The 13,889-nt window shown below is 65.8% G+C and carries 14 protein-coding genes; 2 read left to right on the forward strand and 12 right to left on the reverse strand.

Annotation, left to right across the window (positions count from 1 at the left end):
- Position 1: 1 nt before the first annotated feature.
- From AWB70_RS02945 to gspD, 12 genes are all read right to left on the reverse strand, one after another.
- Positions 2–781: a type II secretion system protein N gene (locus tag AWB70_RS02945; protein WP_014192725.1), complete on the reverse strand. Its 780-nt coding sequence runs from the start codon at positions 779–781 to the stop codon at positions 2–4.
- Positions 778–1,281, reverse strand: a complete 504-nt coding sequence (locus AWB70_RS02950) for a type II secretion system protein M (RefSeq protein WP_053567203.1) — start codon at positions 1,279–1,281, stop codon at positions 778–780. Before AWB70_RS02950 ends, AWB70_RS02945 begins: the two co-directional genes overlap by 4 nt.
- Positions 1,278–2,615 carry a type II secretion system protein GspL gene (gene gspL, locus AWB70_RS02955; protein ID WP_053567202.1) on the reverse strand — a complete coding sequence of 446 codons (1,338 nt, stop codon included), beginning with the start codon at positions 2,613–2,615 and terminating at the stop codon, positions 1,278–1,280. The genes AWB70_RS02950 and gspL overlap by 4 nt, the downstream gene beginning before the upstream one ends.
- A gap of 36 nt (positions 2,616–2,651) precedes the next feature.
- Complete coding sequence (gene gspK, locus AWB70_RS02960) at positions 2,652–3,785, reverse strand: type II secretion system minor pseudopilin GspK (protein WP_014192722.1); 1,134 nt, start codon at positions 3,783–3,785, stop codon at positions 2,652–2,654.
- Positions 3,782–4,465, reverse strand: coding sequence for a PulJ/GspJ family protein (locus AWB70_RS02965; protein WP_075644192.1), 684 nt, complete (start codon positions 4,463–4,465; stop codon positions 3,782–3,784). The genes gspK and AWB70_RS02965 overlap by 4 nt, the downstream gene beginning before the upstream one ends.
- Complete coding sequence (gene gspI, locus AWB70_RS02970; RefSeq protein ID WP_014192720.1) at positions 4,443–4,835, reverse strand: type II secretion system minor pseudopilin GspI; 393 nt, start codon at positions 4,833–4,835, stop codon at positions 4,443–4,445. The genes AWB70_RS02965 and gspI overlap by 23 nt, the downstream gene beginning before the upstream one ends.
- Positions 4,832–5,422, reverse strand: a complete 591-nt coding sequence (locus tag AWB70_RS02975; protein ID WP_374730223.1) for a GspH/FimT family pseudopilin — start codon at positions 5,420–5,422, stop codon at positions 4,832–4,834. Before AWB70_RS02975 ends, gspI begins: the two co-directional genes overlap by 4 nt.
- Positions 5,325–5,771 (reverse strand): type II secretion system major pseudopilin GspG, encoded by a 447-nt coding sequence (gene gspG, locus AWB70_RS02980; RefSeq protein WP_041731211.1) that lies wholly within the window; start codon positions 5,769–5,771, stop codon positions 5,325–5,327. The genes AWB70_RS02975 and gspG overlap by 98 nt, the downstream gene beginning before the upstream one ends.
- Before the next feature lie 133 nt (positions 5,772–5,904).
- A complete protein-coding gene (locus tag AWB70_RS02985; RefSeq protein WP_045451538.1) occupies positions 5,905–6,318 on the reverse strand; it encodes a general secretion pathway protein GspC in 414 nt (137 codons plus the stop codon).
- Complete coding sequence (gene gspF / locus AWB70_RS02990) at positions 6,318–7,535, reverse strand: type II secretion system inner membrane protein GspF (RefSeq protein WP_014192716.1); 1,218 nt, start codon at positions 7,533–7,535, stop codon at positions 6,318–6,320. Before gspF ends, AWB70_RS02985 begins: the two co-directional genes overlap by 1 nt.
- Before the next feature lie 4 nt (positions 7,536–7,539).
- Positions 7,540–9,027 (reverse strand): type II secretion system ATPase GspE, encoded by a 1,488-nt coding sequence (gspE, locus tag AWB70_RS02995; protein ID WP_014192715.1) that lies wholly within the window; start codon positions 9,025–9,027, stop codon positions 7,540–7,542.
- The gene (gene gspD / locus AWB70_RS03000; protein WP_374730220.1) at positions 9,024–11,426 is read right to left on the reverse strand and encodes a type II secretion system secretin GspD; all 2,403 of its coding nucleotides are present in this window, start codon (positions 11,424–11,426) and stop codon (positions 9,024–9,026) included. Before gspD ends, gspE begins: the two co-directional genes overlap by 4 nt.
- A gap of 585 nt (positions 11,427–12,011) precedes the next feature.
- Here gspD and AWB70_RS03005 point away from each other — a divergent pair.
- Together AWB70_RS03005 and AWB70_RS03010 are read left to right on the forward strand one after the other, a co-directional pair.
- On the forward strand, positions 12,012–12,455 hold the full coding sequence (locus AWB70_RS03005; protein ID WP_014192713.1) for a lytic transglycosylase domain-containing protein: 444 nt from the start codon (positions 12,012–12,014) through the stop codon (positions 12,453–12,455).
- 136 nt (positions 12,456–12,591) lie between these two features.
- Entirely contained in the window at positions 12,592–13,860 is a 1,269-nt protein-coding gene (locus tag AWB70_RS03010; protein ID WP_053567200.1) for a GTP-binding protein, read from the forward strand.
- Positions 13,861–13,889 lie beyond the last annotated feature (29 nt).

The raw sequence follows: 13,889 nt of genomic DNA on the forward strand, positions 1-13,889 counted from the left end.
GCTATCGCATGAAGGTGAGCGCGACCGTATCCGGGTCGGTGTGACGGCCGAGCAGGTTCAGGAGACCCGCGAGATTCTCGCGCTGTTCGGGCGCGGCGGTCGCGGTGCCCTGAAACGACGTCGATTCCGGCGCGATCGAGCCGTTGCCGTTGAGCATCAGCGGGCCTTTGCTGGTCGTCAGATCGATCGTCGCGGACGCGCCCTGCGCCTGCAGCGCGACGCGGTATGAACCGAGCGGCTTCACGCGCGAGACGCGCGAAGCCATGTCGTCAAGCGTGACGACCACTTGTCCATAAGCGTTGCGGTTCAGCAAACGGAACTCGGTCCACGAGAGCCGCACCGCGCCATCGAAATCCAGCGTGTTGAACGGCGCGCCCAGACCGGCGAGCAGCGTCGCGGGCACCGCAATCTGTCCGGCCGTGAGCGTCGCGCCGCGCGGGCTGGCGTCGAGAATCACGGCATCGGGCATGGCGTCCGTCTGGCGCATCGTCATGTGGATGCGGCCGGTGAAAAGCGGCAGGAACGACGTCGTCCATTCGATGCGCCCCGGCAGCAGCGTCGCGCCTGCGCCGTCGCTGCCCGCGGCGAGCATCAGCGTGGCCGAGCCTTGCCAGAGCGATCCCGATGGATCGACGAGATTCACGTGGCCGCCCGTCGCCTTCGAGAACTGCGGCACGATCCACGCGGCGGGCATCATCACGAGCAGCGTGCCCGCGACCGATATCAGCATCACGAAGATCGCCGGCAAGGCGAGCCGGATTCGTCGCGTCCAGTAACTCATTTCGTGCCGGCCGGTTGCAGCGAAGCGGTCAGATCGACCTGGCCGTCCTGCTTGAGCGCCGTGACGCGCGCGTCCGACACTTGCACCTTGAACTGCTTGCGCGCGTCGTCGAGCCACATCGTCCAGTTCGGGAACGACGCGTTCTTCAACTGGATCTGCACCGCCGCGCCGATCACCTGAATCTGCGTCGGCTGCATGCCGTTGTCCGCGAGCGACTTGGCGAGCGCATCGCGCAGCGCGCCGCCGGTCGGCATCACGCCTTCCGTGGCGGGCGCGAGCGAGCGCGCTTCGTTGGCTTGCGCGTTCATCGTCGCGAGCTGGCGCTGCATTGCCGGCAAGCTCTGGCGCAGCCGCGCGCGGCCTTCGTACGCGGGCGCCCACAGCAGGAGATACACCAGCGCGATGCCGAGCGCGATGCCGCCCCACATCAGCAGCGTCTTTTCGCGCGGTGTGCGCACTTCCCAGAATTCCGACAGCGAACGTCCGATTTCCGCTTTCATTGGCCGCTCCTGATCATCCATTTGCCGGTGTTGCTGTCGATCGACCCGTTCAAGCCATTGGCCGCGAGACGCCTCGAAAGATCGGGATCGACCTTCGTTTCCGGCTTGAAGGTCACTTCCAGATGCCGGTCGCGATAGTCGAGCCCCGCCACGCCGTTCACCGGCACGGGACCGAGCGAGCGCGCGAGGCCATCGGCGAGCGACAGGAAATCGGACGGCGACAACTGACCCGACGCCACGCGCAGCCGGTCGAGGTTGCGCGCCATCTGATCCGGCGCGTCGAGCACGACGGTCGTCTTCGGGAACGCGTTGAGCAGAAGCTCGGTCATCTGCGCGCTGATGGCGTCCCGCTGGCGCGCGAGCTGCAGCCATTGCACATTGACGCCGATGACCGACACGATGACCGACGCCGCCACGAGCGCGATCGGCACGCGCAGGCGGCGCACGGTCGCGCGGTCGAGACGCCACGGCTGCGCGGCGAATTCGAACTGGCACAGATCGAAGCGGCTCGCAAGCGCGTTGCGCGCGAGCGCTTCGAAGGCGATCGGCTGCGCGCCGGCGATAGCGGCCGCGGCATTGCGCGAGCCGGACAGACGCGGCTCGTCGCCGGGCAGATCGACGAGCGAATACAGCGTCGCGGGATGATCGCCCGCGAGCGCGGCCAGCGTCGCTTCGATCGAATCGGCGGGCAGCGCGAGGCCTTCGCCGAGCGCCGCGCGTTCGCCGCGCGCAATCGCGATCTCGATGCGCGGCGTGCCGGACGCGGCGGGCGACGGCGCGGCCATCTCGCCGATCAGCGCGGGCGCGGTCGACACGACATGACCGAACAGCCCGGCGATGAACGGCGTCGGCGCCGCGGCCGTTTGCTCGCCTTCTTCGGGAGCGCTGGCGGCCGGCACGGGCAGGCAGCGCGTCGCGGGCACGGCCTTGACGTTGCGATGCCCCGCGCCCGAAAACGCGCCGAGCACGAAGCGGAACCAGCCGCGATCGATCACGGCGACTACGCGCTTGCCATCGGCGAGTTCGAGCGGATCGACCGCGATGTGGCACGTCTGCGGGTCCTGAATCAGTTGATCCTCGACGACGTTCGGCAGCGCCTGGCGCAAGCGCGGCCCCTTGAGCGGCGGCACGGACGCGGCGAGCAGCAGCGTGTCGCGCGCGGCGACGATCAGCACGGTCGAACTCGCGCGCGGCAACAGCCCGAGGGCCGCGCGGCCGGCGCGCTGCGGCTCGCCGCGCTTGTCGAGCAGCAGAAACGGCAAATCCGGCAGATGCCACTCTTCCGAGCGCACCGCGGGATCGCGCGGCGGCAGTAAAACGATCAGTGTGCTCAAAGGCCACTTCCTCTCATCAATGACAGCGGCACGTCGTTACAGGCTGTCGCGCGTGTATACGATGCGTGTCGTGTGCGTCGTCGGATCGCGATACACGAGCGTCGTGCGCTCCAGTTGCGCGCGTTCATGCTCGACGCGTCCGTGAATCACGAAATACCGCGTGGTGACGTCCATTTCGTTCGGGTCCATCGACACCGTCTTGACGCCCGCGCCGGTCAGCGCGAGCTGCACGTTGCCGATGTCGTGAAAAAACACCGTCTCGCGGCGCGCGACGAACGCCTGCGCCTGCGACAGATTCATGCCCGGCACCACGGCCGCGATCACTTCGGCGGGCGCGGTGTTCATGTTCACAGCCGTCGAAGTCGGCAGCACGTTGACGAACGGCCGGAGCTTCGCGACCGCTTCCGCCGAAAAACCCGGCACGTCGAGCAGCGAATCGACGCTGATCATCTGCAAGGGCGCGACGGGCGCGTTGCCGTCGGTGTCCTTGAGGCCGGGATCGTCGGTGAAGTTGCCGCCGCCCGCAGCGCCGCCCTGCGCGAGCGCGGCGATCGTCGCCGCGGTGCTCTGGCCGCCCGCCGCGCCCGTCGCACTCGTGGTGCCGCCGACGCCGGTCTGCATCTGAAAACGCGTCGCGGAGCGCGCGAGGCCCGCGCGCATCTGCAACGCCACCGTTTTCGCGAGCGAGCCGTTGATGCCCAGCATCGCGAGCAGCCGCTGAAACGCCTGAATCTGCTCGACGTTGATGGTCAGCACGCCGGGCGTGGGCGTCGATACGAGATTGCGCAGGTTGAACTTCGCCTGCGCGTCTTCGATCGAGCCGGACAGATACGTCGATGCGCCCTGCTGCGCGCGCACTTCGCCGATCTGCCCGAGAAAATCCGAGAGCTTCGTCTTGGCGATCGGCACGCCCCACACGCCGCCGAGATACGTGACCGTCGGCGAGGTATCGGCTTCCGAGCGCAGGATGAGGCGCGTCCAGTCGAGCGCGCTGCGCGAAATCCATTGCGCCTGCGCGAGCAGCCGCTGATTTTCGATGCGGCGAATCTGCACTTGCTGACGCCACAGCATGCCCGACACGAGAATCGCCGCGAGCGACACCACCAGCAGCGCGCTGATGATCGCGACGCCGCGTTCCTTCCGGTTCCGGCCGAGCTTTGGCATCGTCATTCTCCGACCAGAAAAACGCGCGTGATCGGCACTTGCAGATTGCGCGCGCCGACCGCGACCTGAATGCCCGAAACGGCGCGCGCGAGCGGCGCATTGCCCAGTTGCGGCACTTTCAGGTTGTTGTCGTTCTGCCTGATCTGCGAGAGCACGTCGGTCATTCGCGTCGTCCAGCCTTTTTCGGGAATGTAGACGCGCGTCGCGAGCGATGCCACGCCGCCCATCAACGGAATCGCGCTCCAGCCATCCGCCGAATCGCCCGACGACAAGGCGCGCCGCACTTCACCGACGTTTTCGAGCGGCGGCGACGCCGAGCGCACGATCCGCCCGTTCGACAGCCGATAGCGCACCACCTGCAGACGCGGCGCGGTGTTGGGTGCGAACACGCCGCGCACGATCTGCAGCGAGCCGTTGCCGATCTGCACCGCGGGCTGGCCGGCTTCGTCGTCGGTCGCGGCCTGGCGCGCGTCGATGCGCATCTGGTCGAACAACTGCGCGACGATGCGTTCGTCTTCCATCGAATTCTCGATGGTGGCGCGCGCGCGGATCACCGAGTCGAGCCCGCGCCACGACAACACGGCGATCACCGCGAGAATCGCGATGGCGATCAGCATTTCGAGCAGCGTGAAACCGCGCTGCCGTCGATGCGTCCGGTTCCGGTCAGAGCGAGCGATTCGTTTCATTCGCCACCACCGTGACCATTTGCGCCAGATAACCCGAGCGGCCCGGCGTCGTGACGAGCATCTCGACGCGCCGGAAAATCGGGTTCGGCGTCTGACTCACGCGCTGCGTGCACATGAGCTTCAGATTGCCCTGCGAGCAGTCGAACGTGCGCGAGCCGATCTGCGGAAACTGGCGCGAGAGCCGCAATTGCGCGAGTTCGTTGTCCGCGCTCCAGCCCGCGAGCAGCCGCCGGTGCAAATCCGCTTCGCCCGTCGCGAGCGAGCCGACCGCGCGGATCGACGCCGCGAGCGCCACGCCGATGATCGCCAGCGCCACCAGCACTTCGATCATGGTGAAGCCGCGTTGAGGTGAACGGCGCGCGCGCATCATCGCACCTGAAAGCGGCCGTTGCCGCTGCCGACGATGGTCACGCGGCCCGCCGCCGAGATCAGCGTGATTTCCATCGGCGTGTCGATGGCTTCGGTGCCGAACACGAGCCGGCTCACGGATTTGTCGGAATCGAGAAACTGGATCGTCACGCCGGTCACGCCGCCTTCCCAGCGCCGCGCGCGCAATAGGTCGTCGCGCAGCGGACGCCAGCCGTCTTCCGTGCGGATGTCGAAGCGAAAGCCGCCGTCGAGCGGCTGCCACGCGATCGGCCGTGCGCGCACCTGCGCTTCGTCCCCCGCCGATTCGAACAGCAGCGCGAGACGCTGCGCTTCCTCGTTGAGGTCGGTGCGCGGGTTGCGCGTCAGTTGCAGCGACGCGAGCGACACGAGCAGACCCGCGATCACCAGCACGACGAGCATTTCCAGCAGCGTGAACCCTGCCTGACGACGCGCCGATAAATGCCCGTTCACGATTTCCGCAGCCTGCTGCTTACTGCCAGGAGCCGACGTCGGCATCGTTGCCGTCGCCGCCCGCCTTGTTATCCGCGCCGTAGCTGAACACGTCGATTTCGCCGTGCACGCCCGGATTCAGATACTGATACTGTCCGCCCCACGGATCGGCCGGCAGACGTTCCAGATAGCCGCCGTCCTTCCAGTTGTTCGGCACCGGCTCGGTGGAAGGCTTTTCGACCAGCGCGCGCAGGCCTTGCTCCTGCGTCGGATAGCGGCCGTTATCGAGGCGATACAGCTTCATCGCCTGCATGATCGTGCCGATGTCCTGCTTCGCGGCGACGCGGCGGGCCTCGTCCGGACGGCTCATGATCTTCGGCACGATCAGCGCGGCGAGAATGCCGAGAATCGCGATCACGACCATGATTTCGATCAGCGTGAAGCCGCCCTGGCGGCGTGCCCGATTGGTTTCGATGCGGCGTTGCATCAGTTGCATAACTGCTTACCTCTTGAATTAAAAGTACATTTGCGGGCCTCGTGCCCGCTGTGAACGGAAAAACCGCCGGTCATTCTAGACGCGTGCTCGCCTCGCTACGCGCGAGCGAGTCATCGCGTCGCGCTCAGCGCACCCAGACGGTCGGCCCAGGCGGATTCTGCGGCAGGAACACTTCGGATTTCACGCCATTGCGATCGATGATGATCGAGCGCGCGCGCACTTCCGAGAGCTTCACGCCCTGCGTGAGCGGCCCGCCCAGCGACACGGCCTTCGCCGGCTCGCCGCCGTAGCTCACGATGGCCGCCGCGCCGCCCTGCAGCGCGAGAATGCCGAACAGATGCACGTCCGAATTGGCCTGGCGTTCCAGCCGCCCGCCGAAAATGGTCGCGGCCTGCTCGACCGAGGGCGCGCGCGTCGCGGCTGCGGCGGGCAACGGCGTGGTATCGCGCGACGTCAGCGTGACGATCCAGTACGTCAGCGTCACGCAGAAAAGCGCGAGCGCGGCGAGCGTCAGCAAGCGAGTTTGAAGGACGTTCATCACTGCACCAGATTATTCAGTTCGATGATCGGCAGCATCACCGCGAGCACGATCACGAGCACGACGCCGCCCATCGCGAGAATGAGCAGCGGCTCAAGCAGGCTCGTGAGGAACATCGTGCGGCGTTCCAGTTCGCGCGCTTCGCCTTCGGAGGCGCGGTCGAGCATCGTGGTGACGTCGCCGGTCGCTTCGCCCGAGCGGATCAGGTGAACGAGCACCGGCGGGAATGTGCGCGTGTTGCCGAGCGCGCGCGACAGCGACGAGCCTTCGCGCACGCGCACGATGGCGTCGTCGACGTTATTGCGCATCGCCGTGTTCGACAGCGTTTCGCCCGCGGCCTGCAGCGCGCGCAGGATCGGCACGCCGGCCGCCGTGAGAATGGCGAGCGTGCTGGCGAAGCGCACCGTGTTGTAGCCGCGCACCAGCTTGCCGATCAGCGGCGCCGTGAGCAGCCACCGGTCGAAGGACATGCGCGGGCCGGGCCGCGCGAGAATGCTCTTCACGAGCCACGCGAAAATGGCCACGCCGATCAGCACGGCCCACCAGTAGCTTCGGACGAAGGCGGACAGCGCCATCATCATGACGGTGAGAAACGGCAATTGCTGCTTCGTGCTCGCGAACACGTTCACGACCTGCGGCACGACATAGCTCAAGAGGAACGTGACGATGCCAAACGCGATGAGCGTGACGATGCCCGGATACGTGAACGCCAGGATGATCTTCTGCTTGAGCGCGTTGCGCTGCTCGATGTAATCCGCGAGACGCGAAAGCACGAGACCGAGCTTGCCGGTGTGTTCGCCCGCGGCAACCAGCGCGCGATAGATCTCCGGGAAATCCTTCGGATGCTGCGCGAGCGCGTTGGCGAACGAATGCCCGCCGAGCACTTCGGCGCGGATCGCGGCCATCAGTTCGCGGATGTAGTCGCGCTCCGACTGTTCGGTCAGCACCGAGAGCGTCTCGCCGAGCGGCAGGCCCGCGATCAAAAGGCTCGCGAGCTGGCGCGTGAGGATCGCCTGTTCGCGCTGCGACAGACGCCGCCCGAGCGAAAGCCGCTGATTGCGCTCGCCGCGCGTGCGCGTGCCCGCCGCCTCGACGACGAGCGGCGTGAGCCCTTGCGTGCGCAACTGACTGCGCGCGGCGCGGGCGCTGTCGGCGTCGAGCACGCCTTTTTGCGTCTTGCCCGCGTGGTCGATCGCTTCGAAACGGAATGCCGGCATACGTTCAGTCCCCGCCCGTCACGCGCAGCACTTCTTCCAGCGAACTTACGCCTGCCGCGAGCCAGCGATCGCCGTCCTCGCGCAGCGTGCGCATGCCTTGCGCGCGTCCCGCTTCGAGAATCTCGGCATCCGCCGCGTTGCGATGGATCAGCGGGCGGATCGCGTCGTCGATCAGCAGCAGTTCGTACACCCCGCGACGGCCGACATAGCCCGACTGGCCGCATCGGTCGCAACCGACCGGGTGCCAGTGCTTCGTGCCGTCTTCCTCGACGCGCTCTTCCTTGCACACGGGACACAACTGCCGCACGAGCCGCTGCGCGAGCACGCCGAGCAGCGAGGACGCGAGCAGATACGGCTCTACGCCCATGTCGGTGAGACGCGTGACGGCGGACGCGGCGTCGTTCGTGTGCAGCGTGGCAAGCACGAGGTGGCCGGTGAGCGATGCCTGCACCGCGATCTGCGCGGTTTCGAGATCGCGGATTTCACCGATCATGATGATGTCCGGATCCTGACGCAGAATCGAGCGGAGCGCGCGCGCGAAGGTCATGCCGATGCGCTCGTTCACCTGCGTCTGGCCGATGCCCGAGAGATCGTATTCGATCGGATCTTCCACCGTCATGATGTTGGTGGTCGTCGTTTCGAGCCGCGACATCGACGCGTACAGGGTCGTCGTCTTGCCCGAGCCGGTCGGCCCGGTCACGAGCACGATGCCGTGCGGGCGGCCGATCAGCTTGTCGAAGTTGACGAGCGTGTCGCGCGCCATGCCGAGCTTTTCGAGATTCAAACGCTGCGCGTCTTTTTCGAGCAGACGCAGCACCGCGCGCTCGCCGTGGCCGGTCGGCAGCGTGGACACCCGCACGTCGACCGGACGGCCGCCGACGCGCAACGTGATGCGCCCGTCCTGCGGCAAGCGTTTTTCGGCGATATCGAGCTGCGCCATGATCTTGATACGCGAGATCAGCGCGCCATGCAGCGCCTTTTTCGGGCGCACGACGTCGCGCAGCGTGCCATCGACACGAAAGCGCACGACCGACGCGTTCTCGAACGGCTCGATGTGGATATCGGATGCCTGCTCGCGCGCCGCCTGCGTCAGAAGCGCGTTGATCATGCGGATGATCGGCGCGTCGTCTTCGGATTCGAGCAGATCCTCGACTTCCGGAATGTCCTGCATCAGACGCGACAGATCGACTTCGCCTTCCACTTCGCCGACGACCTGCGCCGCGCTGCCGTCGTTACGCGCGTACGCCGAATTGATCGCCGCGGCGAGTTCGTCGGCGGGCTTGCGCACGATCGACAGCGCGCCGAAATTGCGCGCGACCTCCGCGAGCGCCGCATCGGTCGTGCGCTCGCTGATCCACACCTCGATGCTGTCCGCGTGCTGATGCGCGAGCAGAATCTGCCCGCTGCGCGCGAAGCCGTAGGGCACGAGCCGGGCCGCCAGCGGCGACGCCGCGCTGCTCGCGCTCTCGACTGCATCGTTGACCGTGCTCACGGCCGCACTCCTTGCTGGGTGTTGGGATACCCGTTGCTGTTGGTCGCGGCGTTGCCGGGCATGGCATTCGTCGCGCCATTCGCCGGCATGGCGTTGGTCGCGCCGTTCGCGGGCATCGGATACATCGTGCCGCCTTGCGGCACCGGACCGGCCTCAGGATTCTGCGGCAGCGTCGTGCTCGGGGCGGGGCCGCGCGTCGTATTGCTCCAGTCCAGCAGGTTCTGGGCCGGCGCGCCGCCGCCTTCGCTCGGACCGAGCGGCTTGGGCGGCATCACCGGCACATTCTGGTCCTTGATGAGACGGTTGTCCGTCGTCGAGCCGTATTGCTGCTGGCGCAGATAGTCGTAGCGCGTGGTGGCGATCTGCGTGGACGTCGCCTGATCGCGCACGATCACCGGACGCAGGAACACCATCAGATTGGTTTTCGTGCGCGTCTTGCTCTCGCTTCTGAACAGGCTGCCGATGAACGGAATGTCGCCGAGCAGCGGAATCTTGCTGTTGTTGTTGTTGTACTGATCCTGCATCAGGCCGCCGAGCACGACGATTTCGCCGTCGTCGGCAAGAATGGTCGATTGCACCGAGCGCGTGTTGATCGTCACGCCGCCCGGATCGTTCTTCGTGCCGTTGTCGACGCTCGAATCTTCCTGATAGATCTGCATCTTCAGCACGCCGCCGTCGGTGATCTGCGGCTTCACGTGCAGCGTCACGCCGACGTCGCGGCGGTCGAAGGTGTTGAACGCCGTCACCGAGGTCGCGGCGTTGGCGGTCGGCGTCGCATACGAACCGGTCACGACCGGCACGTTCTGGCCGACGACGATCTTCGCTTCTTCGTTGTCGAGCGTGATCAGGTTCGGCGTGGACAGAATGTTCGCATCCGCCGACGTCGACAGTGCCTGCAGCAGGCCGCCGAGACCGAAAAGATCGCCGAAGCGGTGCAGAAGACCGATGTTCAGGCCTTGCGCGAGCAGACCGGTCGTGGAAGTGAGCGACGACGGATTCTGCGCAATGGCATTGCCCTGCAAGGTCAGATCGACGATGTTCGTATTGCCGGCGCCGAAGCTCGAACTGCCGTACAGCGCGTTGTTGTGGCTGTTCGAAAGCAGCGCGCCCTGCCATTGAATGCCGAGATTCGCGCCGGTCGTCGCGGAGAGTTCCACGATCAGCGCTTCGATGTACACCTGCGCGCGGCGCGCGTCGAGCTGGTCGATCACGGAGCGCAGGTTGCGGTACATCGGATCGGGCGCGGTGATGATGAGCGAGTTCGTCGCCGCATCGGCCTGGATCATGCCGCCGCCCTGATCGCTGCCCTGGTCGTTGTCCTTGTTCGACGAAAAGCTCGAATCGCGATTGCCCGAGCCGCCCGTCATCGGATTGTTGCTCGTGCCCGAACTGCCGCCGAGACCGCCCGGCAGCGGCGGCATGCCGGACTGGCCGGTGGACATCGACGAATTGCTGAGGCCGCCGCCGCTTTGTCCGAAATTCGAACTCTGATTGGACGAACCGGACGTGCTGTCCGAGCCGCTGCCTTTGCCGAGCATGCCGCGCAGCGTCTTGGCGAGGCGCGTGGCATCGGCGTTGCGCAGCGCCACGACGTGCATGTTGCCGGGCTGGCCCGTGGGCGCGTCGAGCTTGTTCGCGAGCGCCTTCGCAGCCGCGAGGCGCGCGCTGCTGGAGGCGCGGAACATCAGCGAGTTGGTGCGCGCATCCGGCGTGACGGTGACTTTGAGCGTCGCGTCGGTGCTGCCGATCGTGCCCGGATCGAGCAGCTTGTTCATCTGCTCGGCGACGTCGATGGCGTTCGCGTTCTTCAGCGTGACGATATCGACCTCGCGGCCCGCCGCCGTATCGATGCCCGCGATGATGCCCGCGATGCGGCGCACGTTGTCGGCGTAATCCGTGACGACGAGCGTGTTGTTCGCCGGATAGGCCGCGATCGTGTTGTTCGGCGAAATCAGCGGGCGCAGGACCGGCAACAGATTGTTCGCCGATTCGTTACGCAACTGAAAGACCTGCGTGATCACCTGATCGCCGCGCGCGGCCGGCTGGTTGCCGACGTAGGTCGGCACGCCCTGCAGCTTGGCGTCGGCCTCGGGCACGACCTTCAGGACGCCATGATCCTGCACGAGCGTGAAGCCCTGCATGCGCAGCGACGACTGGAGCGTTTTCAGCGCCTGGTCCTCGGGAACCGGATTCTCCGAGACGAGGTTGAGCTGCCCCTTGACGCGGGGATCGACGATGATGGTTTTGCCGGTAGCGGCGCCGATCGCTTTCGCGACCTGGTCGATGTCCGCGTTGACGAAATTCAACGTCACTTGCGCGTGCGCGGCCTGCGCGACGATGAGTCCCGCCGCCAGCAGTGCCGTCGCTCTGCGACGCAGTGCGATAGGTTGTCTTCTCATGGATGTGATGTCAGAGCCGGGTCCTGGAAGAGCCGGCCAAGCCGCGCCGCCGTCAGTCGAGAGCGCCGCCGCCGCAGGGTGAAACGGTCGCCCGGTCCACCGCGGTCATTTTAAAAAATGTGACGATAACAGCTTTATGTAACGAAATTGTGCCAATTCGTTCCGGATCAGACCGCACTTCGGCTGCTCGCACGATACACATTTCCAGCGTGCTCAAGCTTTCGAAAAACTTGCCGATAGACCGTATCTGGGCGGTTTCCAGAATCGGCTGATGGTCGCGGGAGCCGAATTGTACCCCGTCCAGAAGTCTTAATATTCATACATTTAGAACATTGCCGATTGACGCGGCTGTACGATCGCGCGCAAGCGTTCTTCAGCCCGGCTGCCGGACGTATGTCTGATAGCCAACTTTAGGCCTTAATCATCAGCCGGTATGATACGGTCGGTTCCGCAATCCGGGCGTTGCAGAAAGCACGGGTTTTCCCCGAGCAAATTCCGGTCGCGGTGCGTTGATTTGTTGGCGTTGGCGCCAAGGCGCCGCAACGGCGGCAAGACGTTCCGCGCGGGCGGATGGAGTGAAGAAAGATGAAGAAAATCGTGCGACTACTCGCGATATGCGGGCCGCTTCTGGCGGCCGCGTCGGCACACGCGGACTGCTTCGACGAAGCGGCGAAGTATCAGAAGGTCAATCCGCTCATCCTTCGCGCCATCGCCTGGCAGGAATCGCACAACAAGCCCGACGCCGTCAACAAGAACGCCAACGGCTCGACCGACTACGGGCTGATGCAGATCAACTCCATTCATCTGGGCACGCTGGCTCAGTACGGCATTTCGAGCGGCACGCTCATGGAGCCATGCAAGAGCGTCTATGTCGCCGCATGGCATCTGCGCCAGAAGATGAACAAGTACGGCAATTCCTGGCAGGCCGTCGGTGCTTACCATTCCGAAACACCCGCGCTGCGCGACAAGTACTCGTCGCAGATCATTGAGATCCTGCGCCGCTGGAAACTCCTCCAGGCCACACGCTGATCTTCCGGGGCCGCCCCCGCACGCGCGCCGCGTCCGGCGCATTTGATGCAAAATCCCTTATTCGATCTTCCGCGCCGCGCCCGTGGCCGCGCGGGTTCGCGCTCGCGCGCCCTCTTCTTCGTCACGCCTCTTCGCAATGAACGACACGCCACTGCCAGTCACCGTGCTATCGGGATTCACCGGCGCGGATAAAGCCTCACTCGTCGATGCGCTGCTCGCCAACGCCGAAGGTCTGCGCATCGGCGCGGTGACCTACGGCGAGACCGCGTCCGGCGCGGACCGCGACACGACCGAACTGCCCAACGGCTGCCTGCGGATGACGCTCGCCGACCCGTCGATGGACGCGCTCGAAAGCGCGATCGCATGGCTCGCACAGCAGCAGCGATTCGATGCGATCGTGGTCGAAGCGCCGGACCTCGTCGATCCGATGACGATCGCCGAGGAACTCGCGTTCGGCGACGACGACGAGGCGGCGCTCGCAGGCCGCGCGCATCTCGATACCTTCGTCACTGTGATCGATGCCACGAGCTTCGCGCGCGACTACGCCTCGTCGGATTCGCTGGCGGAACGCGGGCTCGCGCAGGCAAGCCACGACGACGAAGACGGCAAGACGGTCGTGGAAACGCTCGTCGAGCAGATCGAGTTTTGCGATGTCATCGTCATCGACAAGACCGATCTCGCCGGCGCGGACGAAGTGAGGCGAATCGCGCGCATGCTGCACGCCCTCAACCCGCGCGCGGTTCAGGTCCAAACGCAAGCGGGCGAAGTGCGTTGCGCCGACGTGCTGAACACCGGCCGATTCGACTTCGACGCCACCGTGAGCGCGCCCGGCTGGCTCGCCATTCTCGACGGCGACGCTTCGGCAAGCGACGAATCGGAATCATCGGATGTCGGTCACTTCGTGTATCGCGCGCGCCGGCCGTTTCATCCCGAACGCTTGTGGAACCTGCTGCATCGGGAATGGCCGGGCGTGCTACGCGCTAAAGGCTTCTTCTGGCTCGCGACGAGAAGCGAGGTCGGCGGTTCGCTCTCGCAAGCGGGCGGCACGTGCCGGCACGGTCCGGCGGGCGTATGGTGGGCGGCGCAGGATCGCAGCGAATGGCCGACCGACGACCCCGAGCTCGAAGCGGAGATTGTTGCGGAATGGTATGGCGATCCGGACGACAACAGCATCGGCGATCGCCGGCAGGAACTGGTGCTGATCGGCCTCGACCTCGACCGGTCCGCATGGCAGGACAGCTTCGACGCGTGCCTTCTCACCGACGACGAATGGGCGCTCGGCCCCGACGCATGGCAGCGCTTCGCCGATCCGTTCCCGGCATGGGACATCGACGAACACGATCACGATCACGATCATGACCACGACCACGGTCCCGACTGTGACTGCGACGACCACAAACATTAAGCGCATGGCCGAAAAAAAACCCGCCAAAG

This window comes from Caballeronia cordobensis (genome assembly GCF_001544575.2).
GTDB lineage: Bacteria > Pseudomonadota > Gammaproteobacteria > Burkholderiales > Burkholderiaceae > Caballeronia > Caballeronia cordobensis.